Source organism: Nocardioides sp. NPDC051685 (assembly GCF_044453405.1).
Taxonomy (GTDB): Bacteria; Actinomycetota; Actinomycetes; order Propionibacteriales; family Nocardioidaceae; genus Nocardioides.
The window spans coordinates 41661-65674 of record NZ_JBITCR010000015.1; the positions used below are offsets into that span (position 1 = coordinate 41661).

At 71.6% G+C, this 24014-nt stretch carries 20 protein-coding genes and 3 riboswitches; of the genes, 7 read left to right on the top strand and 13 right to left on the bottom strand.

Features of this window, described 5'->3' with window-relative positions; genetic code table 11:
- Positions 1–31 precede the first annotated feature (31 nt).
- Positions 32–171, top strand: a riboswitch (cobalamin riboswitch).
- Positions 172–195: 24 nt separating this feature from the next.
- From ACIA03_RS27430 to ACIA03_RS27445, 4 genes are read left to right on the top strand one after another with little or no spacing between them, the layout of a single operon-like run.
- A complete protein-coding gene (locus ACIA03_RS27430) occupies positions 196–2274 on the top strand; it encodes a VWA domain-containing protein (protein ID WP_396988533.1) in 2079 nt (692 codons plus the stop codon).
- Positions 2274–2888, top strand: coding sequence for a cob(I)yrinic acid a,c-diamide adenosyltransferase (gene cobO / locus ACIA03_RS27435; RefSeq protein WP_396988535.1), 615 nt, complete (start codon positions 2274–2276; stop codon positions 2886–2888). The genes ACIA03_RS27430 and cobO overlap by 1 nt, the downstream gene beginning before the upstream one ends.
- On the top strand, positions 2882–5569 hold the full coding sequence (locus ACIA03_RS27440) for a cobyrinate a,c-diamide synthase (RefSeq protein ID WP_396988537.1): 2688 nt from the start codon (positions 2882–2884) through the stop codon (positions 5567–5569). Before cobO ends, ACIA03_RS27440 begins: the two co-directional genes overlap by 7 nt.
- Positions 5566–6492, top strand: coding sequence for a cobalamin biosynthesis protein (locus ACIA03_RS27445; RefSeq protein ID WP_396988539.1), 927 nt, complete (start codon positions 5566–5568; stop codon positions 6490–6492). Before ACIA03_RS27440 ends, ACIA03_RS27445 begins: the two co-directional genes overlap by 4 nt.
- Here the strand turns inward: ACIA03_RS27445 and ACIA03_RS27450 are convergent.
- The 3 genes from ACIA03_RS27450 to ACIA03_RS27460 all read right to left on the bottom strand — a co-directional run bounded on the left by ACIA03_RS27450 (position 6480) and on the right by ACIA03_RS27460 (position 9673).
- Entirely contained in the window at positions 6480–6839 is a 360-nt protein-coding gene (locus tag ACIA03_RS27450) for a (2Fe-2S) ferredoxin domain-containing protein (protein ID WP_396988541.1), read from the bottom strand. The genes ACIA03_RS27445 and ACIA03_RS27450 overlap by 13 nt on opposite strands.
- A gap of 138 nt (positions 6840–6977) precedes the next feature.
- A complete protein-coding gene (locus ACIA03_RS27455) occupies positions 6978–8675 on the bottom strand; it encodes a ribonucleotide reductase N-terminal alpha domain-containing protein (RefSeq protein WP_396988543.1) in 1698 nt (565 codons plus the stop codon).
- The gene (locus tag ACIA03_RS27460; RefSeq protein WP_396988545.1) at positions 8675–9673 is read right to left on the bottom strand and encodes a ribonucleotide-diphosphate reductase subunit beta; all 999 of its coding nucleotides are present in this window, start codon (positions 9671–9673) and stop codon (positions 8675–8677) included. The genes ACIA03_RS27455 and ACIA03_RS27460 overlap by 1 nt, the downstream gene beginning before the upstream one ends.
- Positions 9674–9797: 124 nt before the next feature.
- A riboswitch (cobalamin riboswitch) is annotated at positions 9798–10015 on the bottom strand.
- 234 nt (positions 10016–10249) lie between these two features.
- Between ACIA03_RS27460 and ACIA03_RS27465 the strand changes: the two genes are divergently transcribed.
- Complete coding sequence (locus ACIA03_RS27465; protein ID WP_045551829.1) at positions 10250–10465, top strand: CbtB-domain containing protein; 216 nt, start codon at positions 10250–10252, stop codon at positions 10463–10465.
- Complete coding sequence (locus ACIA03_RS27470) at positions 10465–11256, top strand: CbtA family protein (RefSeq protein WP_396988547.1); 792 nt, start codon at positions 10465–10467, stop codon at positions 11254–11256. Before ACIA03_RS27465 ends, ACIA03_RS27470 begins: the two co-directional genes overlap by 1 nt.
- A gap of 6 nt (positions 11257–11262) precedes the next feature.
- On the opposite strand, the gene ACIA03_RS27475 is transcribed toward ACIA03_RS27470, so the two are convergent.
- The 10 genes from ACIA03_RS27475 to pcaH form a co-directional block, all read right to left on the bottom strand.
- Positions 11263–11943: a (2Fe-2S) ferredoxin domain-containing protein gene (locus ACIA03_RS27475; protein WP_396988549.1), complete on the bottom strand. Its 681-nt coding sequence runs from the start codon at positions 11941–11943 to the stop codon at positions 11263–11265.
- A gap of 79 nt (positions 11944–12022) precedes the next feature.
- Positions 12023–12745, bottom strand: a complete 723-nt coding sequence (locus ACIA03_RS27480) for a cobalt-precorrin-6A reductase (protein WP_396988551.1) — start codon at positions 12743–12745, stop codon at positions 12023–12025.
- Positions 12742–14229 (bottom strand): cobyric acid synthase, encoded by a 1488-nt coding sequence (locus ACIA03_RS27485; RefSeq protein WP_396988553.1) that lies wholly within the window; start codon positions 14227–14229, stop codon positions 12742–12744. Before ACIA03_RS27485 ends, ACIA03_RS27480 begins: the two co-directional genes overlap by 4 nt.
- Positions 14226–15011: a precorrin-6A synthase (deacetylating) gene (gene cobF, locus ACIA03_RS27490; RefSeq protein WP_396988555.1), complete on the bottom strand. Its 786-nt coding sequence runs from the start codon at positions 15009–15011 to the stop codon at positions 14226–14228. The genes ACIA03_RS27485 and cobF overlap by 4 nt, the downstream gene beginning before the upstream one ends.
- On the bottom strand, positions 15008–18631 hold the full coding sequence (gene cobN / locus ACIA03_RS27495) for a cobaltochelatase subunit CobN (RefSeq protein ID WP_396988557.1): 3624 nt from the start codon (positions 18629–18631) through the stop codon (positions 15008–15010). Before cobN ends, cobF begins: the two co-directional genes overlap by 4 nt.
- A gap of 34 nt (positions 18632–18665) precedes the next feature.
- Positions 18666–18783: riboswitch (cobalamin riboswitch) on the bottom strand.
- Positions 18783–19343, bottom strand: coding sequence for a GNAT family N-acetyltransferase (locus ACIA03_RS27500; RefSeq protein ID WP_396988559.1), 561 nt, complete (start codon positions 19341–19343; stop codon positions 18783–18785). (Overlaps the previous riboswitch by 1 nt.)
- Before the next feature lie 54 nt (positions 19344–19397).
- The gene (locus ACIA03_RS27505) at positions 19398–20549 is read right to left on the bottom strand and encodes an alpha/beta fold hydrolase (RefSeq protein WP_396988561.1); all 1152 of its coding nucleotides are present in this window, start codon (positions 20547–20549) and stop codon (positions 19398–19400) included.
- Positions 20546–21805 (bottom strand): lyase family protein, encoded by a 1260-nt coding sequence (locus ACIA03_RS27510; RefSeq protein ID WP_396988563.1) that lies wholly within the window; start codon positions 21803–21805, stop codon positions 20546–20548. Before ACIA03_RS27510 ends, ACIA03_RS27505 begins: the two co-directional genes overlap by 4 nt.
- Before the next feature lie 8 nt (positions 21806–21813).
- Positions 21814–22365, bottom strand: a complete 552-nt coding sequence (gene pcaG, locus ACIA03_RS27515) for a protocatechuate 3,4-dioxygenase subunit alpha (protein WP_396988565.1) — start codon at positions 22363–22365, stop codon at positions 21814–21816.
- Positions 22362–23153: a protocatechuate 3,4-dioxygenase subunit beta gene (pcaH, locus tag ACIA03_RS27520; RefSeq protein WP_396988567.1), complete on the bottom strand. Its 792-nt coding sequence runs from the start codon at positions 23151–23153 to the stop codon at positions 22362–22364. The genes pcaG and pcaH overlap by 4 nt, the downstream gene beginning before the upstream one ends.
- Positions 23154–23225: 72 nt before the next feature.
- On the opposite strand from pcaH, the gene ACIA03_RS27525 reads away from it, so the two are divergent.
- A complete protein-coding gene (locus ACIA03_RS27525; protein WP_396988569.1) occupies positions 23226–23969 on the top strand; it encodes an IclR family transcriptional regulator in 744 nt (247 codons plus the stop codon).
- The last annotated feature ends 45 nt before the right edge of the window (positions 23970–24014 follow it).

Sequence of the window (24014 nt, forward strand, 5' to 3'; positions counted from 1 at the left end):
GCGAGGTGCCCCGACTGCCCAGCCATCGGCTCGACACGAGAGCTGGTGAGGACGGTGGGAAGGGAGAATCTGGGAAGCCGGTGAGAATCCGGCACAGGCCCGCTGCGGTGTACGAGCCCCTTCGTGGGGACTCGACAAGTCCGAAGACCGGCCCCGCGCCCATCCATTCCAAGCGATAGGGAGCGGGAGCCTCTCATGCCGGTGCACTACCCATTTTCCGCCGTCCTCGGCTGCCAGGCCGATGACCTCGACGACATGGGCCTCGCGCTCGTGCTCACCACCATCTCCCCGGAGATCGGTGGGGTCCTGGTCCGCGGCGAGAAGGGGACCGCGAAGTCGACGGCCGTACGCGGCCTGGCGGCTGTCCTGCCCTCGATCTCGGTCTACGCGGGGGACCGGTTCTCGATCGACCCCGCCGACCCGTCCGCGGAGTCGCCGGACGGGCCCTTCGGGTCCGCCGCCGTCGTGGAGAGCCGGCCGGTGCGGCTGGTCGAGCTCCCGGTCGGGGCCACCGAGGACCGGGTCGTCGGCTCGCTCCACCTGGAGAGCGCGCTCTCGCGCGGTGCGGTCGAGTTCGAGCCGGGGCTGCTGGCCCGGGCCCACCGCGGTCTGCTCTACGTCGACGAGGTCAACCTGCTCCACGACCACCTGGTCGACCTGCTCCTGGACGCGGCGGCCATGGGCCGGGTCAGCGTCGAGCGCGACGGGGTCTCGGTCGAGCACGCCGCCCGGTTCGTGCTGATCGGCACCATGAACCCCGAGGAAGGCGAGCTGCGTCCGCAGCTGCTGGACCGCTTCGGGCTCACCGTCGAGGTCGCCGCACCGCGGGATCCGGCGCTGCGCGCCGAGGTCGTACGCCGCCGGATGGCCTTCGACCTGGACGCCGCCGGCTTCGCCGACCGCTACGCGGAGGCCGAGCGCGACCTGACCGCACAGATCTCCGCCGCCCGCGCCCTGGTCGGGAAGGTCCGGCTCACCGCGCCCGGGCTGCTCAAGATCGCCGAGGTCTGCGCGGCGTTCGAGGTCGACGGGCTGCGTGCCGACATCGTCACCGCCCGCACCGCCGTCGCCCACGCCGCCTGGGCCGGCCGCTCCGAGGTCACCCGCGAAGACATCCGCCGCGCCGCCCTGCTCGCGCTGCCGCACCGCCGGCGTCGCAACCCCTTCGATGCTCCCGGGCTGGACGAAGACCTGCTCGACCGCATCCTCGGCGACGAGGAGCTTCCGCCGGAGCCGCCGGAGGGCGGGCCTGAGAACGGGCCGGAGGACACGTCGGATCCGACTCCGCCCAGCAGCGACGGTTCGACCGACGCGGAACCCCCGTCGGTCGAGCCCGGCGAGCGCCAGCGAGACAGTGCCGAGACCAACACAGCCGAGTCCGCGGACGACCAGCCCGAGGTTCCGCCCTCGCCCTCCGCTCTCGCACCCGAGTCCGTCACCGCGGCCGCCCCGGCCTATCGCCCCCGCCTGCTGACCGTCTCCGGCCTGGGCACGGGCCGCACCGGCGGCCGGAGCAAGGCGATCGGCAGCAGCGGCCGTCGGATCGGCGCGAACACCAGCGTCCGCGGCTCGCTCCATCTCGTCGAGACGCTCAAGGCGGCCGCGGGCAAGCAGGCCGCCCGCCCGCGTACGTCCGCGAAGGTCGAGCTGCGGATCGAGGATCTGCGCACCGCGGTGCGTGAGGGCCGGGAGGCCAACCTGGTGCTCTTCTGCGTGGACGCGTCCGGGTCGATGGCGGCGCGCAAGCGGATGGCGCAGGTGAAGGCCGCGGTCCTCTCGCTGCTGCTCGACGCCTACCGGCGCCGCGACAAGGTCGGGATGATCACCTTCCGGGGTGAGGGCGCCGAGCTGGTGCTGCCGCCGACCGGATCCGTCGACCTCGCCGCCGCCCGCCTGGACGAGGTGCCCGCCGGAGGACGTACGCCGCTGGCCGAGGGCCTCCTCGAGGCCGCCCGGGTGCTGCAGCGCGAGCATCTCCGTGACCCCGATCTGCGGCCGCTGCTGGTGGTCGTCACCGACGGTCGTGCCAACTCCAAGGCCGACGGCAAGGACGCCGTCCGGCGCTCGCAGCAGGCTGCCGCGTACGTCGCCGGTCTGGGCGTCACCACCGTCGTCATCGACTCCGAGAGCGGACCGATGCGGCTCGGGCTGGCCCGCCAGCTGGCCGAGCACCTGGGCGCCGAGCACGTGCCGGTCGCCGAGGTGAGCGCCGAGGCGCTGACCTCGGCCGTCCACGGGTTCACCGGATCCACCATGGGAAGGGGCGCTGCCTGATGCCGAAGGGACAGCCGCTGAACGTACCCGACGACGGGCTCACCACCCGCCAGCGCCGCAACCGGCCGCTGGTGATGGTCCACACCGGGCCCGGCAAGGGGAAGTCGACCGCCGCCTTCGGGCTCGCGCTGCGTGGATGGAACCAGGGCTGGCGGATCGGGGTCTTCCAGTTCGTGAAGTCGGCCAAGTGGCGCATCGGTGAGCAGACCGTGCTCGAGCGGCTCGGGAAGCTGCACGAGGAGACCGGCGAGGGCGGGCCCGTCGACTGGCACAAGATGGGCTCCGGCTGGTCCTGGAGCCGCAAGCAGGGTGAGGCCGAGGACCACGCTGCGGCCGCCGCCGAGGGCTGGGCCGAGATCAAGCGGTGCCTGGCCGCGGAGACGTACGACCTGCTCGTCCTCGACGAGTTCACCTACCCGATCAAGTGGGGCTGGGTCGACGCCGCCGAGGTCGCCTCCGTCCTCGCCGAGCGGCCGGGGCGCCAGCACGTCGTGATCACCGGCCGCGACGCCGACCCCGCGCTGCTCGAGGTCGCCGACCTGGTCACCGAGATGACCAAGATCAAGCACCCGATGGACGCTGGCCAGAAGGGCCAGAAGGGCATCGAATGGTGACCCTGCCCCGGCTGGTGGTCGCGGCTCCCTCGACGGGTTCTGGGAAGACGACGATCGCCACCGGGCTGATGGCGGCGCTCCGCGCTTCCGGGATGACCGTGAGCGGGCACAAGGTCGGCCCCGACTACATCGACCCCGGCTACCACGCGCTCGCCACCGGACGTCCGGGGCGCAACCTCGACCCTCACCTGGTCGGGGAGTCGCGGGTCGTACCACTGCTGCTCCACGGCGCCGCCGGGGCCGACGTGGCGGTCGTCGAGGGCGTCATGGGGCTCTACGACGGCCGCCTCGGCACCGACGGCTTCGCCTCCACCGCCCACGTCGCGGCCCTGACCTCCTCCCCGGTGGTCCTCGTCCTCGACGTCGCCCGGATGTCCCGCTCCGCTGCCGCGATCGCCGCCGGGATGGCGGCCTTCGACCCGTCCGTACGCATCGGCGGAGTCGTGCTCAACCGCTGCTCTCCCGGGCGCAACGCCGACGAGATCCGGCGCGGGCTGGAGCAGGTCGGGCTGCCGGTGCTCGGCATGCTCCCGCGCGACGAGTCGCTCGCCTCCCCGTCGCGTCACCTGGGTCTCGTCCCCGTCGCCGAGCGCGACGAGTCGGTCGCGCTGATCGAGCGGCTGGGGGAGCAGGTCGCCGCCCACCTCGATCTCGCGGCCCTGCTCGACGTCGCCCGCTCGGCCCCCGACCTCGACGATGTCGCCTGGGACCCGGCCCGGGAGGTGGAGACCGATGCCGAGCCCGACCGGGAGCGCCCGGTCGTCGCCGTCGCAGGCGGTCGCGCGTTCACGTTCCGCTACCCCGAGACCGAGGAGCTCCTGGCGGCGGCGGGCTGCGACGTACGCCCCTTCGACCCGCTCACCGATCCCGCCCTCCCCGAGGGCACCCGAGGGATCTACCTCGGCGGCGGCTTCCCGGAGATGTACGCCGCCGAGCTCGCCGCCAACGCGAGCCTCCTCAGCGACCTGAGGACCGCCGTCGAGGCCGGGATCCCGACGGTCGCCGAGTGCGCCGGGCTTCTCTATCTCGCCGAGTCGCTCGACGGCGTACCGATGGCCGGAGCGATCCCCGCCCAGGCCGCGATGAGCGAGCGCCTGACCCTGCGCTACCCGGTCGCCACCGCCGCCTCCAACTCCCTGCTCACCCGAGCCGGCGAGCAGGTCACCGGCCACGAGTTCCACCGCACCACGACGACCCCTTCAGCCGGGACCCAGCCCGCCTGGTCGATCGAGACGGCACCTACGCCGGCCGAGACGGCACCTACGCCGGCCGAGACGTCAGTTGCGTCGAGCGAGACGTCAGTTTTGGGCGACGAGAGTCGAGTTTCGCGAGCCGCAACGGCCAACTCAGCCGCCGGAACTGCCAACTCGGCCGACGCAAGTGCAAACTCGGCCGACGCAACTGACGTCTCGGCGTCCACAAGTGCCAACTCGGCCGGCGGGGGTGACGGTTCGACCCTGACGGGGTTTGCGTCGGCGACGCTGCATGCGTCGTACCTGCATGTGCATTGGGCCGGTCATCCCAAGCTGGCGTCGCGGTTTGCGGCGGCGGTTCATGGCGCGTCGGCGCACTTTCCCGCCATGGCGGGGAAAGGCCGCGCGGTGAGCGCCAGTTCGGCCGCAAAATCCCACCATGGCGGGGAAATGCCCGCCGCTGCAGATGGCCCGCTGACGGATCCGCTGCGGCACCACGGGGACGTCGAGGTGGGGGAGGGGCTGCTCGACTTCGCGGTGAACGTCTACCCGAACCCGCGGCCGGAGTGGCTGGACCAGGCACTCCACGACTCCCTCGAACCGACCGCCTACCCCGACGAGGAGCCGGCGCGGGCGGCGCTGGCCAAGCACCACGGCCGCGAACGGGGCGAGGTGCTCCCGACGGCCGGGGCGGCGGAGGCGTTCACGCTGGTCGCGCGGGCACGGAAGTGGCGGCGGCCGGTCGTGGTCCATCCGCAGTTCACCGAGCCCCACGCGGCGCTCGAGCAGGCCGGCCACGAGGTCACCGAGGTGCACTGCCGAGCAGAGGACGGCTTCGTCCTCGACCCGGCCGCGGTGCCCGCCGACGCGGACCTCGTCGTCGTCGGCAACCCGACCAACCCCACCGGCGTACTCCATCCCGCCACGACCCTTCGCGCCCTCCTCCGCCCCGGTCGGCTGGTCGTGGTCGACGAGGCGTTCATGGACGCGGTGCCCGGCGAGCCGGAGACCCTCACCGCGGAGCGGGCCGAGGGCCTGCTGGTGATCCGCAGCCTGACCAAGCACTGGTCGATCCCCGGCGTACGCGCGGGCTACGTCGTCGGCGACCCCACCGCGATCAGCGACCTCGAAGCCGTACGCACCCCCTGGTCGGTCTCGGCCACCGCAGCCGCCGCGATGCTCGCCTGTGCCACCGAGCGGGCGAGCGCCGAGGCCCGCGAGCGCGCCGAGCGGATCGCCGCCTGGAGGGCCCACCTCGAGGCGGGCCTGCGGCAGCAGCAGATCGAGTACGTCCCCGCCACCGCCTCCTTCGTCCTGGCCCGCCCGGGTGCCGGCGTCCGCGAGGCCCTGCGCGAGCAGGGCATCGCCGTACGCCGCGCCGACACCTTCCCGGGTCTCGGCCCCGACTGGGTGCGGATCGCGGTGCGTCCCGAGGGGCCGACCGACCAGCTCCTGGCCGCCCTGCGGCGGGCCGGGGATGCCGGATGAGTCCGCGGGCCATCGGCCTCCTCGCCGGCTTCGCGCTCGACCGGCTGCTCGGGGACCCGCGCCGCTACCACCCGGTCGCCGGGTTCGGCACGGTGGCGATGCGGGCCGAACGTGCCTGGTACGCGGACGACCGTGCCCGCGGGGTCCTGCACACGGCCGCCCTCGTCGGGGGAGCGGTGGCCCTCGGAGCGGTTGCCGAACGTGCCGCCCCCGGCCGGGCCGGCAAGACGGTGGTCACCGCCGCCGCCACCTGGGCGGTCCTGGGCGGCCGTTCGCTGGAGCGCGAGGCGCTCGCCGTCCACGGGCATCTCGACCGCGATGACCTCCCCGCCGCGAGGCAGCGGCTGACCCACCTCGTCGGCCGCGACACCGACCAGCTCGACGCCTCCGAGGTCTCCCGGGCCGTCGTCGAGAGCGTCGCCGAGAACACCTCCGACGCGGTCGTCGCGCCGCTGGTGTGGGGAGCCGTCGCCGGCGTACCCGGCCTGCTCGGCTACCGCGCCGCCAACACCCTGGACGCGATGGTCGGCCACCACAACGACCGCTACGAGCGCTTCGGCTGGGCGAGCGCCCGCCTCGACGACCTGCTCAACCTGCCCGGCTCCCGCCTCTCCGGCCTGCTCGTGCTGGCCGCCGCGCCGTCGCGGGCGAGGCAGGCGTGGGAGGCCTGGCGCCGCGACGCCGCCCGGCACCCGAGCCCGAACGCCGGCGTGGTCGAGGCGACCTTCGCCGGTGCCCTCGACATCCGCCTCGGCGGCACCAACCGCTACTACGGCAACCGGGTCGAGCACCGCGCGGTGATGGGCGACGGCCGCGCCGCCGCCCCCGCCGACGTCGTCGGCGCCACCGCGCTGGCACGCAGGGTGGGCATCGGCGCGGCCCTGGTCGCGGCGGCGTACGCCGTCATCACTCAGCGACCGTGACGGAAGGCCCGGGCCATGACCGCGGGCGGGGCATCGGCGATGCCCGGCCCGCCGGCGCGGGTCCACTGCGCCAGCGCATCGGCGACATGGGCCGTGCCCGCCCGGGCGACCCAGACCGGCCGTGCCCCACGCTGCCGCCCCTCGGGTGAGGGGCCGACGACCACGACGTCGGCACGCTCGCAGGGGCCGAGGCAGTCGGCGACACGTACGGTCGCCGAGTCCCCGGCCGCCGCGTTCAGCGTCGTGAGCACGGCCGCATGGTCCACCCCGGGCGACTTCCGCTCCGTCCCGCAGCAGCAGCCGCGGCAGACCGTCAGCGTCGGCCGCCCGGTGGTGGGGTCGCTCATCCTTCGCAGGCCTCGCAGTCCGGGCCGTTCTCGATGGCACAGACCGCGGCGTCGCTCCAGTCGTCCCAGGTCAGGTCGTCGATGGCGTCGGTGGTGGTCGGGTTCTCGTTCATGATCCTGCCTCTGTCGTCGAAGTGGTCAGTTGGTGCGGGTCTGCTTGCTGGCCTGGATGCCGGCTCGCGAGCGGAGGTAGTACAGGCTCTTGATGTTCGGGTCGAGCAGCGCGAGCTTGTGGATCTTGCTGATGTACTGCGGGGTCGCGTCGGCCTGGAAGAACAGGTTGAGCGACTGGGACTGGTCGATGTAGACCTGCCGGTCGGAGGCCCGGGCCAGCAGGATCTCCTGGTCGATCTCGTAGCCGGTCCGGAAGACCTCCTTCTCGTGGTCATCGAGCCACGAGACGTGCTGCACGGATCCACCGTTGTCGATGATGTCGGAGATGTGGGCCTGGTCGTAGACGCCACGCTCCTTCATCACCTCGACGAGGTTCTGGTTGGCCCGCGGCATCTCGCCGGCCGAGGTGGTCTGGTTCCAGACGTTGGCGACGTACGGCTCGATGCCCTGGCTGGTGCCGCCGACGATCACCGCGGTGCTCATCGTCGGCGCGATCGCCATCAGGTGGGAGTTGCGCCGGCCGACGCACCACTCCGGGATGCCCGCGACTGACCCCATCCACCGCGACGCGGCATCGGCGCGCGAGGAGATCCGCTCGAAGATGTCCTTGTTCAGCGCCGCTGCCTTGTCCGACTCGAACGGCACCCGCTGCTTCTGCAGGTAGTCGTGGTAGCCCATCACGCCCAGGCCTAGGCTGCGGGCCTTCTCGGTGTAGCGCACCGCCCGCTCCAGACCACGGATGGTGCGGGCCTTGCGCACGAACGCCTCGGCGACCGCGTCGAGGAAGACCGTCGCGACGTACGCCGTGTCCTGGTCCTTCCACTCGTCATAGGTCGACAGGTTCAGCGAGGAGAGCACGCAGGTGTAGGAGTGGTCCTCGTCGGAGAAGAGGGTGATCTCCGAGCACAGGTTGGAGGCCTTGTTCTCCAGCCCGTTGGCCTTGTAGGACTCGGTCTGCGCCGCGTTGACGGTGTCGACCTTCCAGATGTAGCCCTTGCCCAGCACCACCCGGATCTTCAGCACCCGCTGGTAGCGCTCGAGCGCATCCTTGTCGCCGGCCAGCATCCGGTCGATGAACGCCTGGCTGAAGATCCAGCCGACGTTCTTGTTGGCCGGCTCGCGGAAGATCAGGTCGGCGAGCTCGTAGAAGTCGGGGTGGTCCACCGGCAGGTAGCCCGCCCAGGAGCCGCGGCGGGTCGCGCCCTGGCTGATCTGGTTGGTCATCTCTACGAAGTTGCAGAAGACCGGGACGACCCCGTTGGCCTTGCCGTTGTCGCTGAACTTCGCGCCCCGGGGCCGGACGTCACCGAGGTACGCCGAGGTGCCGAACCCGTTCTGGGACAGGATCGCCGCCTCCTTGAGGGTCTCGTAGAAGCCCCAGACCGAGTCCTCGACGTACGAGCCCTCGCACGAGACCGGCAGACCCCGGTCGGTGCCGAGGTTGGAGAGCACCGGGGTCGACGGCGAGAGCCAGCCGTTCCAGATCGCCTCGAAGAACACTGGCGTCCAGGAGACGCCGTCCTCGCGGGCGTACATCTCGTCGGCCAGCTCCCCGGCCGTCCTGGCGATGGTCTCGTAGCGCTCGCGGACGCTCTGCCCGTCCACGGTGTACTTGGCCTTGAACATCGCGTAGCCCGCGGTGGTCATGAACGCGGGCACGATGCCCTCGGCCTGCAGCGCCTTGCGCTCGGCGGAGAGTGCCTCCCAGTTGCTGTTCGCCATCAGAACTCAAACTCCGTCTCGCCGATGTTGCGGTTGTATTCGTTGCCGGTGACCTGGAAGAAGTCGTGGAACTGGGTGCCGTTGATGCCGTTGTAGAACCATTCGGCGACCGGGTTGGCCTCGACCCCGAACAGCGGCTCCATCCGCATGTTCTCCAGCGTCATGTCGACCCGGGACTTCACGAACGTCTCCAGGTCGGCCTGCTCGATGCCGGTGATCGGCCCGTCGGCGAAGAGCATCTCCACGATCCGGGCCTCGTGGGCGTAGAGGTGCTCGGCGACGCCCCGGACGCGGGCGAACAGGTCGTCGCGCTCGGCCTCGAACTTGTCGGCCGGCACCGTGGCGGCGTACTCGTCGAGGGTGGTGTTGAACAGCCAGGCACCGCCGGTGGCGTGCAGGTTCTCGTCGCGGGCGGAGAAGTTGATGCCGCTGATCACGTTCTGCAGCAGGTTCTTGCCGCCGGACTGGAAGTGCTTGAGGAAGGCGAAGTTGGAGTAGAGGACGCAGTTCTCCATCAGCGTGAAGACGCTCAGCGCGTAGAGCAGGTCCTCGTCGGCGATGGCGTCCCACACGAAGGCGATCCGCTCGGCCAGCACCGGGTCGTTCTTGTAGGAGTCGTAGAACTCCTCGGTGTCGATCATCAGCGTCTTGTTGAGCTTCGCGTAGAACGGCGCGTGCATGTTCAGCTCGGCGAACGAGAAGGCGTTGGTCATCATCTGGATCTCGGGCCGCGGGAACGCGTGGAACAGCCGGTCGCCCCACACCTCGCCGCCGAGGATCAGCTCGTAGATGGTGAACAGCTTCAGTGTGGTCTTGACCGCGGCCTGCTCGGCGTCGGTCATGTTGACCAGGAAGTCCTGCTTGTCGTTCTCGACCGGGATCTCCTCGGCGGTCCAGAAGATGCTCCGCTGCTTCTTGGCCAGGTCCTCGGCCATCGGATAGTCGAAGACGTACGCCGACTTCTCGGTGCGGATCGGTAGACCCTCGGTATCGATCAACTCTTCAGCCCTTCGTGCGCGGGCTGCGCGGCCCGCTCGGATGTCTCGTGCATCCGTGCCGGGGCAGGAGAGGACGGCGTCGTACGCGCTCGATCCCCTGACCTTCCCTCGAGGTCGCGGACCCCACCATGAGGTGGGCACTGGCAGGTCTTCGGACTCGTGGGCGTGATCGTGTGCTGTCCTAGTGGCCGTCGCTTCCCAGGAGCCGGCTTGCTCCCAGTGCTTCGTGACGGCGGTCGTTCCCACTCACCGCTGCGGGGCAGTCCCGGACTCACACCGGGTTCCCTCTTGCCTCTCCCGCCCCGTCGCCGAGAAGGGAGAACCAGCTGCGAGGACCACTATATGCGGGAATTACACCAATGCAACTTCCTAGATGTTGTGCTTCTCCCGGTCCTTGGAACGGTGCGGATGCGGGCCGAGGCCGGACATGGCATGATGCGGTCAACGGACCTGAGGAAGCCGGTGGAACTCCGGCACAGTCGCGCTACTGTGACATCGCCTCGCGGCGGTGGAGTCAGACCCGAAGGTCCGTCCAACCCCATCGAACAGGGACGCAGGTATCCCTGAGGAGGACATATGTCGCAGCACGCTGTTGCACCCGTCGCCGGTGCAGAACTGCCCACCATTCCGCTCCGTGAGCTCGCCCCCTGGGCGCTCTTCTTCGGACTGCTCGGTCTCCTGGCGCTCTTCTTCATCAGCGCCGACCAGGGCGCGATCTCGATCCCGTCCGGCACGCTGATCCACGAGTGGGTCCACGACGGTCGTCACCTGCTCGGTTACCCCTGCCACTGATGAGCCCGCGTGCTTTTCTCGTACGCGGCCTGCTAGCTGGACTCCTCGCCGGAGTCGCCACCTTCCTGGTGGCGTACGCCGTCGGTGAGCCGCAGGTCGGTGCTGCCATCGCGCTGGAGGCCATCTCATCAGAGGACAGTGGTGCCGACGGGCACTCGCACTCGCATGCCGCCGAAGGTGCTGAGGGTGAGGAGGAGACCGCCGAGGTCTCCCGCACCAACCAGAGCACCTGGGGGCTGCTGACCGGCACCCTGGCGATCGGCGTCGCGCTCGGGGGCATCCTCGGGCTGGTCGCGGCCGGCACCCTGGGTCGGCTCGGACGGCTCACGCCCGGCCAGTCGACGGCGCTCGTCACCCTGATCGGGTTCGTCGCGGTCGCGCTGGTGCCGTTCCTCAAGTATCCGGCGACGCCACCGGCGGTCGGCAGCAGCGACACCATCGGCGTCCGCACCGCGGTCTACTTCGCCTTCCAGGCCCTCTCGGTCGTGGCGGCAGTGGTCACGACGTACGCCGCCGTGCGGCTGCGCGGCCGGTTCGGCACCTATCTCGCCGTCGTCGGCGGGGTCGCGGCCTACCTGGTCGTGATGGTCGTCGCCGGAGAGCTGTTCACGACGGTCAACGAGGTCGGGGACTTCCCGGCCGACACGTTGTGGTTCTTCCGCCGGGCCTCGCTGATCACGCTCGCCACGATGTGGGGCGTGCTCGGAGTGGCGCTGACCGGACTGGTCATTCGTCTGTACGCGGCAGAGCGCGCTGTCGCGGAACGTAAGGCCCTGGCCGCCAGCCTGTGAGCTGAGCTAGCGGGGGAGGCGGTAGGCCTCCACAGGACGGCCGCCGTCCAGGTGATCACGCACGATCACCCGGGCGGCGGCCGCTTCCACGTTGCCGTACCAGACGTCGTCGGGCTGCACGCTGAGCACCGGCGCCTGGTTGCAGGGGAACTGGCAGCCGGTGTGGGTGATCAGCAGGTCGTCGTCGCCGAGACCGGCCTCCATCGCGCCCAGGATCACCGCCCTGGCGGTCTCCTCGGAGCCCTTCGCGGTGCAGCGCGGGCCGCGGCAGATCAGCACCTGACGTACGTGGCCGGGGACCCGCTCCCACGCGGGCGAGGTGAGCCCGGGCTCGGTGCCCGTGATCGGACGGGTCTCGGTGCTGGACGGGGCGACCTCGTCGGGGGTGGTCGCGAGCCGGGTCGCGACCTGTATCTCGGGGCGACGACCGGCACGCTCGCGCCACCAGTGCGCGGCGATCCGGCGCAGCCAGGAGTGCCCCGGAGCCAGTGGGCCGAGGCTGATGCCGATCAGCGTGATGGTCTCGGCGCCGGCGTCGGCGAGGCGGGTCAGCTCGCGGGAGAGAGATGGGTCGCCCAGCTGGAGGAAGGCTGTGCTTGTCGCGGCACCTTCGGTGCCGGCGCTGCGCGCGAGCTGCCGGGCGCAGTCGAGGAGGTCGTCGCGCCGGTCTACGTCGGTCACGGACATACCCACGAGGATCCGTGCCTGCGATAGAGGATCCGGCTTTGTGAAGGCGTTCACGAGGTTGGATCCTCTGTCATAGCGCTCACCGACCCAGCACCCAGCTCACCGCTTCGGCGACGTCGTTGACCGTCGCGACCTCCCTCGACCCAGCGGGCCGACGGACGACGACCACCTTCACGCCCAGCTCGGCCGCTGCTTCCATCTTCGGCCAGGTGTAGGTGCCGCCGGAGTCCTTGGTGATGAGTACGTCGATGTCGTGCTCGCGCATCAGCGCGAGCTCACCGTCGAGGTCGTAGGGTCCGCGGCTGGTCAGCAGGGTCCACGCTTCGGGCAGATCGAGGTCGGGCCGGTCGACCACGCGGGCGAGAGCCGCCCGGCCGGCCAGCGCCGGGACGAACCGGGCGAGCTCCTGGCGCCCGACCGTGATGAAGGGACGCTCCCCGAGCTCGGCGGCGAGCGCGGCGGCCTGGTCGTGGGTGTCGACGTAGGCCCAGGACGGGTCCGCCGGCCAGCCCGGCCGCTCCAGCCGGAGCAGCGGATGTCCGGTCTGCGCGCAGGCCGCGGCCGCGTTGGCCGACATCCCGCGCGCGAACGGATGCGTCGCGTCGACGACGGCGTCGAAATGGTCGAGGGCCCCCCTCAAGCCCTCGACCCCGCCGAACCCGCCGATCCGCACCGCGCCCACCGGCAGCCGCGGCCGAGCCACCCGGCCGGCCAACGAGGAGGTGACGTCCACCCCCTCCTCGAGCAGCCGCTCGGCCAGGTCCCGCGCCTCCCCGGTCCCGCCCAGGATCAGCAGCCTCATCGCACAGCCCCCTCGCCGGCCTCCCGGGCCAGGTCGAGCAGGGCGTCGACGTCGAGGTGCTCCTCGACGAGGTCGCCGATGAGGTCCAGGCGGCGCTCGCGGGCCGCCGGGAACGAGACGTCGGACGGTTCGCGACCCAGCGTCGCTGCGAGGAACGCGCCGCGCAGGGCATCGCCCTCCAGGGACCCGTGCCACATCGTGCCGAAGACGTTGCCGACTCGCGCGCCGCCGAGGAACTCCTCGACGCCGTCGCCGCGGGTGATCCGGCCGTGGTGGATCTCGTAGCCGCTCGCCTCGACCCCGAGCGCCGACCCGGTGGGCAGGCGGAGGTTCTTGGCGGGGACGAAGTCGGTGCGTACGTCCAGCAGGCCCAGCCCCTCGACCTCGGCGACCGAACCCTCGACGCCACTCTGCTCGATTCCATGGGGATCCGCGATCACGCCGCCGAGCATCTGGAAGCCGCCGCAGATCCCGAGGAGCGGGCGGCCGCGGCGTACATGCTCGAGGATCGCCACGTCGAGACCACGCGAGCGGAGCCAGGCCAGGTCGCTGATCGTGGAGCGGGTGCCGGGCAGGACGACCAGGTCGGCGTCGGCGACATCGGCCGGTGAGGAGGCGAAGACGACGTCGAGGTCCGGCTCGAGGCCGAGCGCGTCGACGTCGGTGAAGTTGGAGATGCGGGGGAGGCGTACGACCGCGACCTTGCGGGTGGCGCCGGCCGCAGCGCGGCGCCCCTCCAGGTCGAGCGCGTCCTCGGAGTCGAGCCACAACGACGGCTCCCAGGGGAGCACGCCGAAGACCCGGCGCTGCGTGAGCGACTCCAACGAGTCGAGCCCGGGCTTCAGCAGCCCGGCGTCGCCACGGAACTTGTTGACCACAAAACCCCTGATCAGCGCCTGGTCCTCGGGCTCGAGGAGGGCCAGGGTGCCGTACATCGCCGCGAACACCCCACCCCGGTCGATGTCGCCCACCACCACGGTCGGCAGCCCGGCGTGCCGCGCCAGCCCCATGTTGACGTAGTCGCCGGCCCGCAGGTTGATCTCCGCCGGGCTCCCGGCACCCTCGGCCACGATCACCTCGAACCGCGAGGCGAGATCGTCGTACGCCGCATGGGCCGCGGTCGCCAGATGCCGGCGCCCCGCCTCCCAGTCGTGCGAGGACACCTCACCGGCGGGATGTCCCATCAGCACCACATGGCTGCGGCGGTCGGAGCCGGGCTTGAGCAGCACCGGGTTCATCGCCGGCTCCGGCGTGACCCGGGCCGCCAGTGCCTGGACCCACTGCGCGCGGCCGATCTCCGCCGTCGTCCCGTCTTCTACTCCGGTGGTCGAGCTTGTCGAGACCACCATCGAGTTGTTGGACATGTTCTGGGCCTTGTAGGGCGCCACCTTCACGCCGCGGCGGGCGAACGCCCGGCACAGCCCGGTCGTCACGACCGACTTGCCCGCATCCGAGGTGGTGCCGGCGACCAGCAGCCCGCTCATGCCCGGGGTGCCCGCAGGAGATAGATGTCCATCACCCAGCCGGACGTCTCGCGCAGCCGGGCGCGCGCCTCCTCGATCGCCGAAAGGACATCGCCGACCGTGCCTGCGACCAGCTCCTCCTCACGCGTGCCGAGGTTGCCGCCCCACCAGATCCGCCAGTCCTCGAGCCCGGGGAGCTCGACGACGCGGTTGAGCATCACCACGAGGTTGTCGTGCCCGGCCTCGACGGCCTCGAGCACGGCGCGGCCGGTGGTGACGTAGAGCGGGCGCCCGACGTCGTGGAGCACCAGGCGGTGCCGCGCGGCGAGCAGCTGCACCGAGGAGATCCCGGGGATGACGTCGACCTCGACGTCCAGCTTCTCGGCGATCTGGTCGACGACCCGGATCGTGGAGTCGTAGAAGGCCGGGTCGCCCCAGACCAGGAAGCCGACATCACCGGGATGCTCGGCGAGGACCGCGAGGTAGCGCTCGACCCGGGCACGGTGCCAGTCGGCGACCGCCTTCCGGTACTCCGCGTCGGTCCCGGTGAACTCCTCGCGCCGCTCGCGGGGAGCGTCGGCGACCTTGACCACCCGGGCCGGCCGGTCCAGATGGCGGTCGAGCAGCTCCTCGCGGGCCCGCACCAGCGGATCCGGCATGCCCTTCTTCACGGTCCCCGACTTGTCGGTGACCAGGAAGTAGTCGACCGACCGCATCGCGGCGACGGCCTCGAGGGTGACCTGGTCGGGGTCGCCGGGGCCGACGCCGATGATCTTGATCCGTCGCCGGCCAGAAAAACTCATTGGTCTTCCTCCAGGTCGCCTTCGATATCGAGATAGATCTCCTGCATCGCCGCGACGACCTCGGGGTCGGGCTCGGCCCACAGCCCCCGCTCGGCCGCCTCGTGCAGCCGTTCCACGATCCCACGCAGCGCCCACGGGTTCGAGGCCCGCATGAACTCCTGGTTGGTCTCGTCCAGGACGTACTCGCGGGCGAGCTTCTCGTACATCCAGTCCTGCACCACACCGGCGGTCGCGTCGAAGCCGAAGAGGTAGTCGACGGTCGCGGCCAGCTCGAAGGCGCCCTTGTAGCCGTGGCGCTGCATCGCCGAGATCCAGCGCGGGTTGACCACCCGGGCCCGGAAGACGCGGTTGGTCTCCTCCTGCAGCGTGCGGGTCTTGACGGCGTCGGGGGAGGTGGAGTCGCCGACATACGCCTTGGGGTCGCTGCCGGTCAGCGCGCGGACGGTCGCGACCATGCCGCCGTGGTACTGGAAGTAGTCGTCGGAGTCGGCGATGTCGTGCTCGGCTGAGTCGACGTTCTTGGCCGCGACCTTGATCCGGCGGTAGTTGGCGCGCATGTCGTCGGCCGCCGGGGCGCCGTCGAGGTCGCGGCCGTAGGCGAAGCCGCCCCAGGCTGCGTACACGTCGGCCAGGTCCTGGTCGGAGCGCCAGTTGCCGGCCTCGATCACCTGCAGGATCCCGGCACCGTACGACCCGGGCTTGGAGCCGAAGATCCGGGCGGTGGCGCGGCGCTGGTCGCCGTGTGCTTCCAGGTCCTCGAGCGTGTGCGCGCGGACGAAGTTGTCCTCGGCGGGCTCGTCGAGGTCGGCCACCATCCGGACCGCGTCGTCGAGCATCGAGACGACGTGCGGGAACGCGTCGCGGAAGAACCCGGAGATGCGTACGGTCACGTCGATCCGGGGCCGGCCGAGCTCGGCGAGCGGGATCACGTCGAGGTGGGTGATGCGGCGGGAGGCCTCGTCCCATTCGGGGCGTACGCCGAGGAGCGCGAGCACCTCGGCGACGTCGTCGCCGGACGTACGCATCGCACTCGTGCCCCAGACGGAGAGCCCGACCGACGTCGGGTAGTCGCCGGTCTCGTCCAGGTAGCGCTGCAGCAGCGAGTCGGCCATCGCCTGCCCGGTCTGCCAGGCCAGCCGGCTCGGGACCGCGCGCGGGTCGACGGTGTAGAAGTTGCGCCCCGTGGGAAGTACGTTGACGAGCCCCCGCAGCGGCGAGCCCGAGGGCCCCGCGGGGACGAAGCCACCGTCCAGCGCGTGCAGGACCGATCCCAGCTCGTCGGTCGTTCTCGCCAGCCGCGGCACGACCTGCTCGGCGGCGAAGACCAGCACCTGCTGGACGGCCGGGTCGTCGTGGAGGGTCTCGGCGACGGCCGGGTCCCAGCCGGCCGCGTCCATCCGCGCCACCAGGTCGCGGGCCTGGGCCTCGATCTCGTCGACGGCCCGGGTGTCGGCGCCCTCCTTGAGACCGAGCGCCGCCCGCAGACCGGGCACGGCACCGCCGACGCCGCCCCAGACCTGCGCGGCGCGCAGGATGGAGAGCACCAGGTTGATCCGCGCCTCGCCCTCGGGGGCGGCGCCGAGCACGTGCAGCCCGTCGCGGATCTGGGCGTCCTTGATCTCGCAGAGCCAGCCGTCGATGTGGAGCATGAAGTCGTCGAAGTCGTCGTCCTCGGGACGCTCCTCCATCCCGAGGTCGCGGTGGAGCTCGGCGGCCTTCATCAGCTGCCAGATCTCGCCGCGGATGGCGGGCAGCTTGGCCGGGTCCATGGAGGAGATCCGGTCGTACTCCTCCATCAGCGACTCCAGCCGCGCGATGTCGCCGTAGGACTCCGCGCGGGCCATCGGCGGCACCAGGTGGTCGACGATCGTGGCGTGGGCACGGCGCTTGGCCTGGGCGCCCTCGCCGGGGTCGTTGATCAGGAACGGGTAGATCAGCGGCATGTTGCCGATCGCGGCATCCGGGCCGCAGCTCGCCGAGAGGGCGGCGTTCTTGCCCGGCAGCCACTCCATCGACCCGTGCTTGCCGAGGTGCACGACCGCGTCGGCACGGAAGCCGTGCTCGAGCCAGCGGTAGGCACCGAGGTAGTGGTGCGACGGTGGCAGGTCGGGGTCGTGGTAGATCGCGACCGGGTTCTCGCCGAACCCGCGCGGCGGCTGGATGAGGATGACGATGTTGCCGGCCTGCAGCGTGGCCAGCACCAGCTCGCCGGAGTCGTTGACGAAGAGATTGCCCGGCGTCGGACCCCAGGTCTCGACCATCTGTTCGCGCAGGTCGGCAGGGAGATCCGCGGTCCAGGCGTCGTAGTCGGCCTTCGAGATGCGGACGTGGGCGTCGGTCAGCTGGGCGTTGGTCAGCCACTCCTCGTCCTGGCCGCCGGCGGCGATCAGCGCATGGATCAGCGCGTCACCGGCAGCGGTGTCGCCCTCCTCGGCGGCGACGGAGTCGAGGATGCGTACGACCTCGTTGTCCTGGCCCAGGTCGTAGCCCTCCTCGCGGAGCCGGCGCAGCATCCGGATCGCGGAGACCGGGGTGTCCAGGCCGACCGCGTTGCCGATGCGGGCGTGCTTGGTGGGGTAGGCGGAGAGCACGAGCGCGAGGCGCTTCTCGGGGTTGGGCGTGCGGCGCAGCCGGGCGTGGTTGACCGCGATCCGGGCGACCCGCGCGGTGCGCTCGGGGTCGGCGACGTAGTGGGGGAGACCCTGCTCGTCGAGCTCCTTGAACGAGAACGGCGCGGTGATGATCCGGCCGTCGAACTCGGGGATCGCGATCTGCGACGCCGAGTCGAGCGGCGTCACGCCGTCGTCGGAGGCCTCCCACTCCGCGCGCGAGCTGGTCAGACAGAGGCCCTGGAGCACCGGGATGTCCAGCGCCGCCATCCGCTCCACGTCCCAGGCCTCGTCCTCACCGCCGGCGGAGGCGGACGCGGGCACGGACCCGCCGGCCGCGAGCACGGTCACGATGAGCGCGTCGAGGGTGCCGAGCGCCTCGTAGAGGTCGTCGGGCGCGGAGCGCAGCGAGCCCGCGAAGACGGGTACGCCGGTGGCGGCGCCGGTCGCGTCGATCGCATCGGCCAGCGCGTGCGCGAACGCGGTGTTCCCGCTGGTCTCGTGGGCGCGGTAGTAGAGCACCCCGATCCGCGACCGGTCATCGAGCTTGTCGAGATGCCCGGTCGTCGAAGAACGCTCCGCAAAACCCCAGGCCGGCACGGTGGCCGGCGGCTCGAACCCGAACCCGGTCAGCAGGACCGTGTCGGAGAGGAACGCGTGCAGCTGGGCGAGGTTGGCGGGCCCGCCCTCGGCGAGATAGCGGTGTGCCTCCGCGGCGACGCCCATCGGGACGGTGGAGTGCTCCATCAGCTCGGCGCTCGGCTGCTGCTCGCCGCCGAGGACCACCACCGGGGTGCCGCGCTCCTTGACCGCGCTCAGCCCGTCCCACAGGTCGGTGGGCGAGCCGAGGAGCCGGAAGACCACCAGGTCGGCGTCGGCGACGACGGCCTCGAGGTCGGTCGACCGCGACGGGTTCGCCCAGGCGTAGTCGGCGCCGCTGGCACGGGCCGAGAGCAGGTCGGTGTCCGAGGTGGACAGAAGGGCGATGCGTACGCGTGCAGGATCGGCCACGGCCAGTTCCTCCTCAGGGGTTCTCGCCCCGTCGATCGGTCGGATCGCCCGTGACCAGTGTCTGGCTGTGCCCGTGCTCGGCACGGACAACACAGTGGCGGAACCGCCCCGGACTCTCACCGGGTTCCTGCGCCACGAGCGTGCTCGCAGCCTACCCCGCGCGGCCCGCGAGCCAGGTCTCGCGGGTGATCTCGTACTCGACCTCGCCGTCGGCGTGCCCGGCGAGCGGCTCCTCGAAGTCCTCGTGGAAGCTGCGCACGAAGCTCATCCCGACCGAGACCATGGTCGCCCGGGACGGCTCGTTGACGGCCATCGTCTGCGCGATCACCCGGTCGAGGCCGAGGTCCTCGAAGGCGTGCCGGAGCAGCTCGCGCGACCCCTCCTTCGCGAACCCTTTGCGCCAGTGTCGCTGCGGCAGCCGGTAGCCCAGCTCGGCGGCATCGGTGCGGGGCGGGGCGTCGGGCGGCTCGAGCATGTAGAGACCCACGGCCTCACCCGCCGCGTACCCGATCCACTTGCCCTGCCCCTCCGTCTCCTTCGCCGCCCGGATCCACGTGTGCATCCGCTCCTCGGTCTCCTCCGCGGTCAGCGCGCGGGTGAACAGATAGCGGAGGACGACCGGGTCGGAGTTGAGGTCGACCAGGAACGGCAGGTGCTCCTCGCTCAACGGGACCAGGTCGAGGCGCTCGGTGCGCAGACGGGCTTGCGGCATGGGCGAGACGTTAGTCAGGACGTACGCCGATGGCACCTGGTTACTCGTTCAGGCTCAGTCGTTCAAGACGCGGTTGGCGACGGCGAACGCGGTGTTGGCAGCCGGTACGCCGACGTAGATCGAGGTCTGCAGGAGCACCTCGATGATCTCCTCGCGGGTCAGCCCGTTGGTGAGCGCGGCGCGCAGATGGAACTCGAGCTCCTCGAAGTGGCGTCCCGCGACGAGGGCGGTGAGCACGCCGATCGAGCGGTCCCGGCGGGCGAGGCCCGGGCGGGTCCAGATCGTGCCCCAGGCATAGCGGGTGATCAGGTCCTGGTAGTCGCGGTTGACGTCGGTGATCGCGGCGGTGGCCCGGTCGACGTGAGGGTCGCCGAGCACCTGGCGGCGTACGTTCATCCCGGCCGCATAGGCCGGGTCGGCCGCGGTCACGTGCGAGGTGATCAGGCTGGAGACGGCGTGCGGAGCCTCGGCGGGGGCGAGGTGGCCGACGGCGTCGAGGGTGACGAGCCGTCCGTTGCGCACCCCGACGGCGATCTCCTCGAGCGAAGCCGGCGGCGTCGGGGCGTCGTCGACCCCCGCGATCGCTAGGACCGGAGCGACGACCTCGGCGAGCCGGTCCCGGACGTCGTACGCCGCCAGCGCCTCACACGTCAGCGCGTAGCTCTCCGCGTCGGCGTCGCGCAGCGAGTGGAGCAGGGCACCGCCCCGGGCGGGCTCGCGCTCGAGGAAGCCGGGGGCGAACCAGCGCTGGGTGGAGCCGGCGATCTGGGAGGCGGTGCCGGCCTTGCGGACCGTCGCTGCCCGGTCGTTCCAGCCCGCGGGCTCGCCGATCTTCGCACCGGTGTTGGTGAGCACGGCGGCGCTCACCCGGGCGGGCGCGTCGAGCAGGAGCTGGAGGCCCACGGCCCCGCCGACCGAGTCGCCGGCGTAGGCGAAGGTGCCGTGACGCTCGCCGCGGTCGGTGAGCACCCGGTCGACGCAGGCGAGCACGCCGGCAGCGAGGTCGGCCATCGAGAACGGTTCCGTCGTCGGGGTGCCGTGGCCGTGGCCCGGGAGCTCCCAGCCGATGACGTGGAAGCTGTCCGCCAGCAGCTCGGCGGTGGCCGCCCAGAGCGCGGTCACCGAGGTGCCGAGGGACGGGCCGACGACCAGGATCGGCTTGCTCGGGTCTCCGGCCAGCTCGACAGGGGTGATCCTCGGCGTCATGAAAGGTCCTTCCAGATCTCGTGGGCGCGGGCGACCGCGGAGTCGATGAGGGCGTCGGTGGCGCCCAGATAGTCGTCGAGCCCCGCAGCGGCCTCGGTCCCGGCCAGGATCTCGCCACCCACGAACTCGGTCAGCGACCGCTGCTCGGCCAGCAGGTCCGCGCCCGCGGCCTCGGCGGTGGCCCGCATCCGGGCGGCGTCGACGCGGAGCCCGGCGAGGAGCTCGGTGGTCTGCGAGGCGGCGGCGACACTGCGGCGGGCAAGGGTCGCCAGGGTCTCCCACTCGACGTGCCAGGCGCCGTCGGGACGCTCGTCGAGGTAGGTCGCCGCGGCGGTGTGGAGGGTCGAGGCCAGCGGGGGAGCGGCGAGCGCGTGCCGGCGGACGAGGACCGAGAGCACCGGGTTGGACTTGTGCGGCATGGTCGAGGAGCCGCCGCGTCCCTCGCCGACGGGCTCGCGGAGCTCGCCGATCTCCGGGCGGGTCAGCAGGGTGATGTCGGCGGCGATCCGGCCCCAGGTGTCGGCCGCGGTGACGAGCGCGTCGCCGGCAGCGGTCAGCGGGGCACGGTTGGTGTGCCAGGGGGCCCGCGAGACGAGGCCCAGTGTGGTCGCTGTGGTCTCGGCCGCCGCGCGCGCGGCGCCGACCGGGTCGGCGAGGCCACGGAGCCGGGCCAGCCCGCCGACCGCGGCCAGGGTGCCGGCCGCGCCGCCGATCTGGGCGGGCAGCGACGTACGTGTCCGGCGGAGTGCCTCGGCGGCATCAGCGAGCCCGGAGAGCCAGGTCGCCGCCTTGAGACCGAAGGTGATCGGCACCGCGTGCTGGGTCAGGGTGCGACCGGACATCACCGTGGCACGGTGCTCCTCGGCGAGATCCACCAGCGAGGCGGCCTGCGCCGCCAGCTCGTCCTCGACCCGGTCGAGCACATCACGCAGGCAGAGCACGAGCGCGGTGTCGACCACGTCCTGGCTGGTCAGGCCCTTGTGGAGCCAGCGCGCGGCCTCGCCGTCGAGGCGACCGCGCAGGAGCTTGACGAGGCCGATGACGGGGTTGCCGCCGGCCTCCGCACCTTCGGCGAGACTCGGCACGTCATCCGCGGAGACCAGGCCGGCCAGCGGCGTACCTGCTTCCTCGGGGGCGATCCCAGAGGAGACGAGAGCGGCCAGCCAGGCCTCCTCGACCCGAACCATCGCGGCGAGGTAGGCCGCCTCGGAGAAGAGATCCCCGGCGCGCTCCTCGCCGGGCCACAGCAGTGACATTCGACTCCTCAGCCGTAGGTGAGAAAGGTGGTCTCGCGGTCGCCCTGGAGATGGATGTCGAATCGCAACCCGGTTGCGTCCGCAGTGGCCACCAGCGTCGCACGCTCGTCCTCGGGAAGCGACACCAGCAGGGGGTCACCGGCGTTGGCGGGGTGCTCGGGCAGATAGATCCGGGTCTGCAGCTTGTCGAGCAGGCCACGGGCGAAGACGGTGAGGGCGAAGAAGGGTGCCGCACCCTCGTCGGAGGCACCCGGAAGCACCGTCGAGAAGGTGTAGTGGCCGTTCAGGTCGGTGTCGGCGCGGCCCCAGCCGGTGAAGGTCCAGCCGTCGCGGTGCAGCGACCCCTCGGCCTGCGGCACGTTGCCGTCGGCGTCGGTCTGCCAGATCTCGACGAGCGCGTCGGGGATCGGGTTGCCGGCCCCGTCGTAGACCCAGCCGTGGAGCCGGATCGAGCCCGGGGTGCCCGGCGGGACCAGGTCGGCGTCGCCCTCGTAGGGGAGGGCGTAGCCGAAGAACGGGCCGATCGTCTGGCCCGGAGTCGGGCGGTCGGGGGTGCTCACAGGTCGCCCTCCTCGGGCTCGGTCCAGGTGCGGCTCGGGCCGGTCAGGACGATGTCCCAGTTGTAGCCCATCGAGTATTCGGGGGTGGAGAGGTCGTGGTCGTACCTCGCCACCAGCGCGTCCCGGTCCTTCTGCGACGTGATCGACTGGTAGATCGGGTCGAGCGCGAAGAGCGGGTCGCTGGGGAAGTACATCTGCGTGATCAGCCGCTGCGTGAACGCGCGCCCGAAGAGCGAGAAGTGGATGTGGGCGGGACGCCAGGCGTTGATGTGGTTGCCCCACGGGTAGGGGCCGGGCTTGATCGTCTGGAACCGGTAGCGCCCCTCGGAGTCGGTGATGCAGCGGCCGACGCCGGTGAAGTTGGGGTCGAGCGGTGCTGGGTGCTGCTCGTGCTTGTGGATGTAGCGGCCGGCGGAGTTGGCCTGCCAGATCTCCACGAGCTGGTCGCGCACCGGGCGCCCCTCGCCGTCGAGGACCCGGCCGCTGACCGTGATCCGCTCGCCGATCGGCTCGTTGCTGCCGGCGATGGTCAGGTCGGCCTCGAGCGGGTCGACGTCGGAGTTCCCGAAGCACGGGGCCCACAGCTCGATGGTCTCGGGGTCGGCGTGGCGCGGGTCCTTGGTGGGGTGGCGCAGGATGCTGGACCGGTAGGGCGGGTAGTCCAGCAGCGGCTGACGGCTGGGTTTGCCTTCTTGGGCGCGGCCCTCGGAGTCCGCCTCGATCTGGGCGATCTCGGCCGAGAGGTCCGCCTGGGTCTCGACGGGTGGTTTCTTGGTGGGCGCTGTCACGTTCCGAACGCTAGGTGCGGGAGGCGTACGATGAAAGCGCGGACTTCCGCTGAGCAAAAGGGGTGGCGTCGAATGGCAGGTGGCAGCGGAGGCCGCTCCGTCGCCTCGCGCGTCCTCGGTCTCATCGGTGCCTTCGACGCCGCTCATCGGCGGCTCACGCTGAGTGAGCTCGCCTCCCGTGCGGACGTCTCCCTCCCGACCGCCCACCGCCTGGTCGCCGAGCTGGTCGAGTGGGGCGCCCTGGTGCGCGACGAGGACGGCACCTACGCCGTCGGCAGGCGGCTGTGGGACGCCGGCCTGCTCGCCCCCGTCGCCACCGACCTGCGCTCGGTCGCGGCCCCGTTCCTCCACGACCTCTACGGCGCCACGCTGGAGACCGTCCATCTGGCGGTCCGCGAGGACGACCACGTGCTCTACCTCGAGACGCTGCGCGGCACCCGCAACGTACCCATCGTCTCCTCGGTCGGCTCCCGCCTGCCGATGTACTCCACCGGCGTCGGCAAGGTGCTGCTGGCCCATGCGCCCGAGGACGTACGCACCCGGGTGCTGTCCGGCCCGCTCCGGCCGTTCACCCGCCACACCATCACCACCCCCGGCCTGCTGCGCCGTCAGCTCGACCGGGTGATCACCGAGGGCTACGCCACCACCGCCGAGGAGATGACCCTCGGTGCCTGCTCCGTCGCGGTCCCGATCACCACCTCGTCCGGAGTCGTGGGCTCCCTCGGCATCGTCGTCTCCGACCTCCGCCGCAACCGCCTCCGCCTCGTCTCCGCCCTCCGCGTCGCCGCCCAGGGCGTCTCCCGCGCCCTCCCATAGCCCGGACCGGCACGGGGCCTCTGCCGAAGCCGTGGGGTACCTTGC

What these genes read in the sequence shown, in the direction of transcription:
- cobO (WP_396988535.1), top strand. Translation starts at nt 2,274, where the DNA reads ATGCCGAAGGGACAGCCGCTGAACGTACCCGACGACGGGCTCACCACC.
- ACIA03_RS27505 (WP_396988561.1), bottom strand. Translation starts at nt 20,549, where the DNA reads ATGACGCCGAGGATCACCCCTGTCGAGCTGGCCGGAGACCCGAGCAAG.
- ACIA03_RS27510 (WP_396988563.1), bottom strand. Translation starts at nt 21,805, where the DNA reads ATGTCACTGCTGTGGCCCGGCGAGGAGCGCGCCGGGGATCTCTTCTCC.
- cobF (WP_396988555.1), bottom strand. Translation starts at nt 15,011, where the DNA reads ATGAGTTTTTCTGGCCGGCGACGGATCAAGATCATCGGCGTCGGCCCC.
- ACIA03_RS27525 (WP_396988569.1), top strand. Translation starts at nt 23,226, where the DNA reads ATGGCAGGTGGCAGCGGAGGCCGCTCCGTCGCCTCGCGCGTCCTCGGT.
- ACIA03_RS27445 (WP_396988539.1), top strand. Translation starts at nt 5,566, where the DNA reads ATGAGTCCGCGGGCCATCGGCCTCCTCGCCGGCTTCGCGCTCGACCGG.
- ACIA03_RS27485 (WP_396988553.1), bottom strand. Translation starts at nt 14,229, where the DNA reads ATGAGCGGGCTGCTGGTCGCCGGCACCACCTCGGATGCGGGCAAGTCG.
- ACIA03_RS27455 (WP_396988543.1), bottom strand. Translation starts at nt 8,675, where the DNA reads ATGGCGAACAGCAACTGGGAGGCACTCTCCGCCGAGCGCAAGGCGCTG.
- ACIA03_RS27430 (WP_396988533.1), top strand. Translation starts at nt 196, where the DNA reads ATGCCGGTGCACTACCCATTTTCCGCCGTCCTCGGCTGCCAGGCCGAT.
- ACIA03_RS27475 (WP_396988549.1), bottom strand. Translation starts at nt 11,943, where the DNA reads ATGTCCGTGACCGACGTAGACCGGCGCGACGACCTCCTCGACTGCGCC.
- ACIA03_RS27470 (WP_396988547.1), top strand. Translation starts at nt 10,465, where the DNA reads ATGAGCCCGCGTGCTTTTCTCGTACGCGGCCTGCTAGCTGGACTCCTC.
- ACIA03_RS27450 (WP_396988541.1), bottom strand. Translation starts at nt 6,839, where the DNA reads ATGAGCGACCCCACCACCGGGCGGCCGACGCTGACGGTCTGCCGCGGC.
- ACIA03_RS27500 (WP_396988559.1), bottom strand. Translation starts at nt 19,343, where the DNA reads ATGCCGCAAGCCCGTCTGCGCACCGAGCGCCTCGACCTGGTCCCGTTG.
- ACIA03_RS27465 (WP_045551829.1), top strand. Translation starts at nt 10,250, where the DNA reads ATGTCGCAGCACGCTGTTGCACCCGTCGCCGGTGCAGAACTGCCCACC.
- ACIA03_RS27480 (WP_396988551.1), bottom strand. Translation starts at nt 12,745, where the DNA reads ATGAGGCTGCTGATCCTGGGCGGGACCGGGGAGGCGCGGGACCTGGCC.
- ACIA03_RS27440 (WP_396988537.1), top strand. Translation starts at nt 2,882, where the DNA reads ATGGTGACCCTGCCCCGGCTGGTGGTCGCGGCTCCCTCGACGGGTTCT.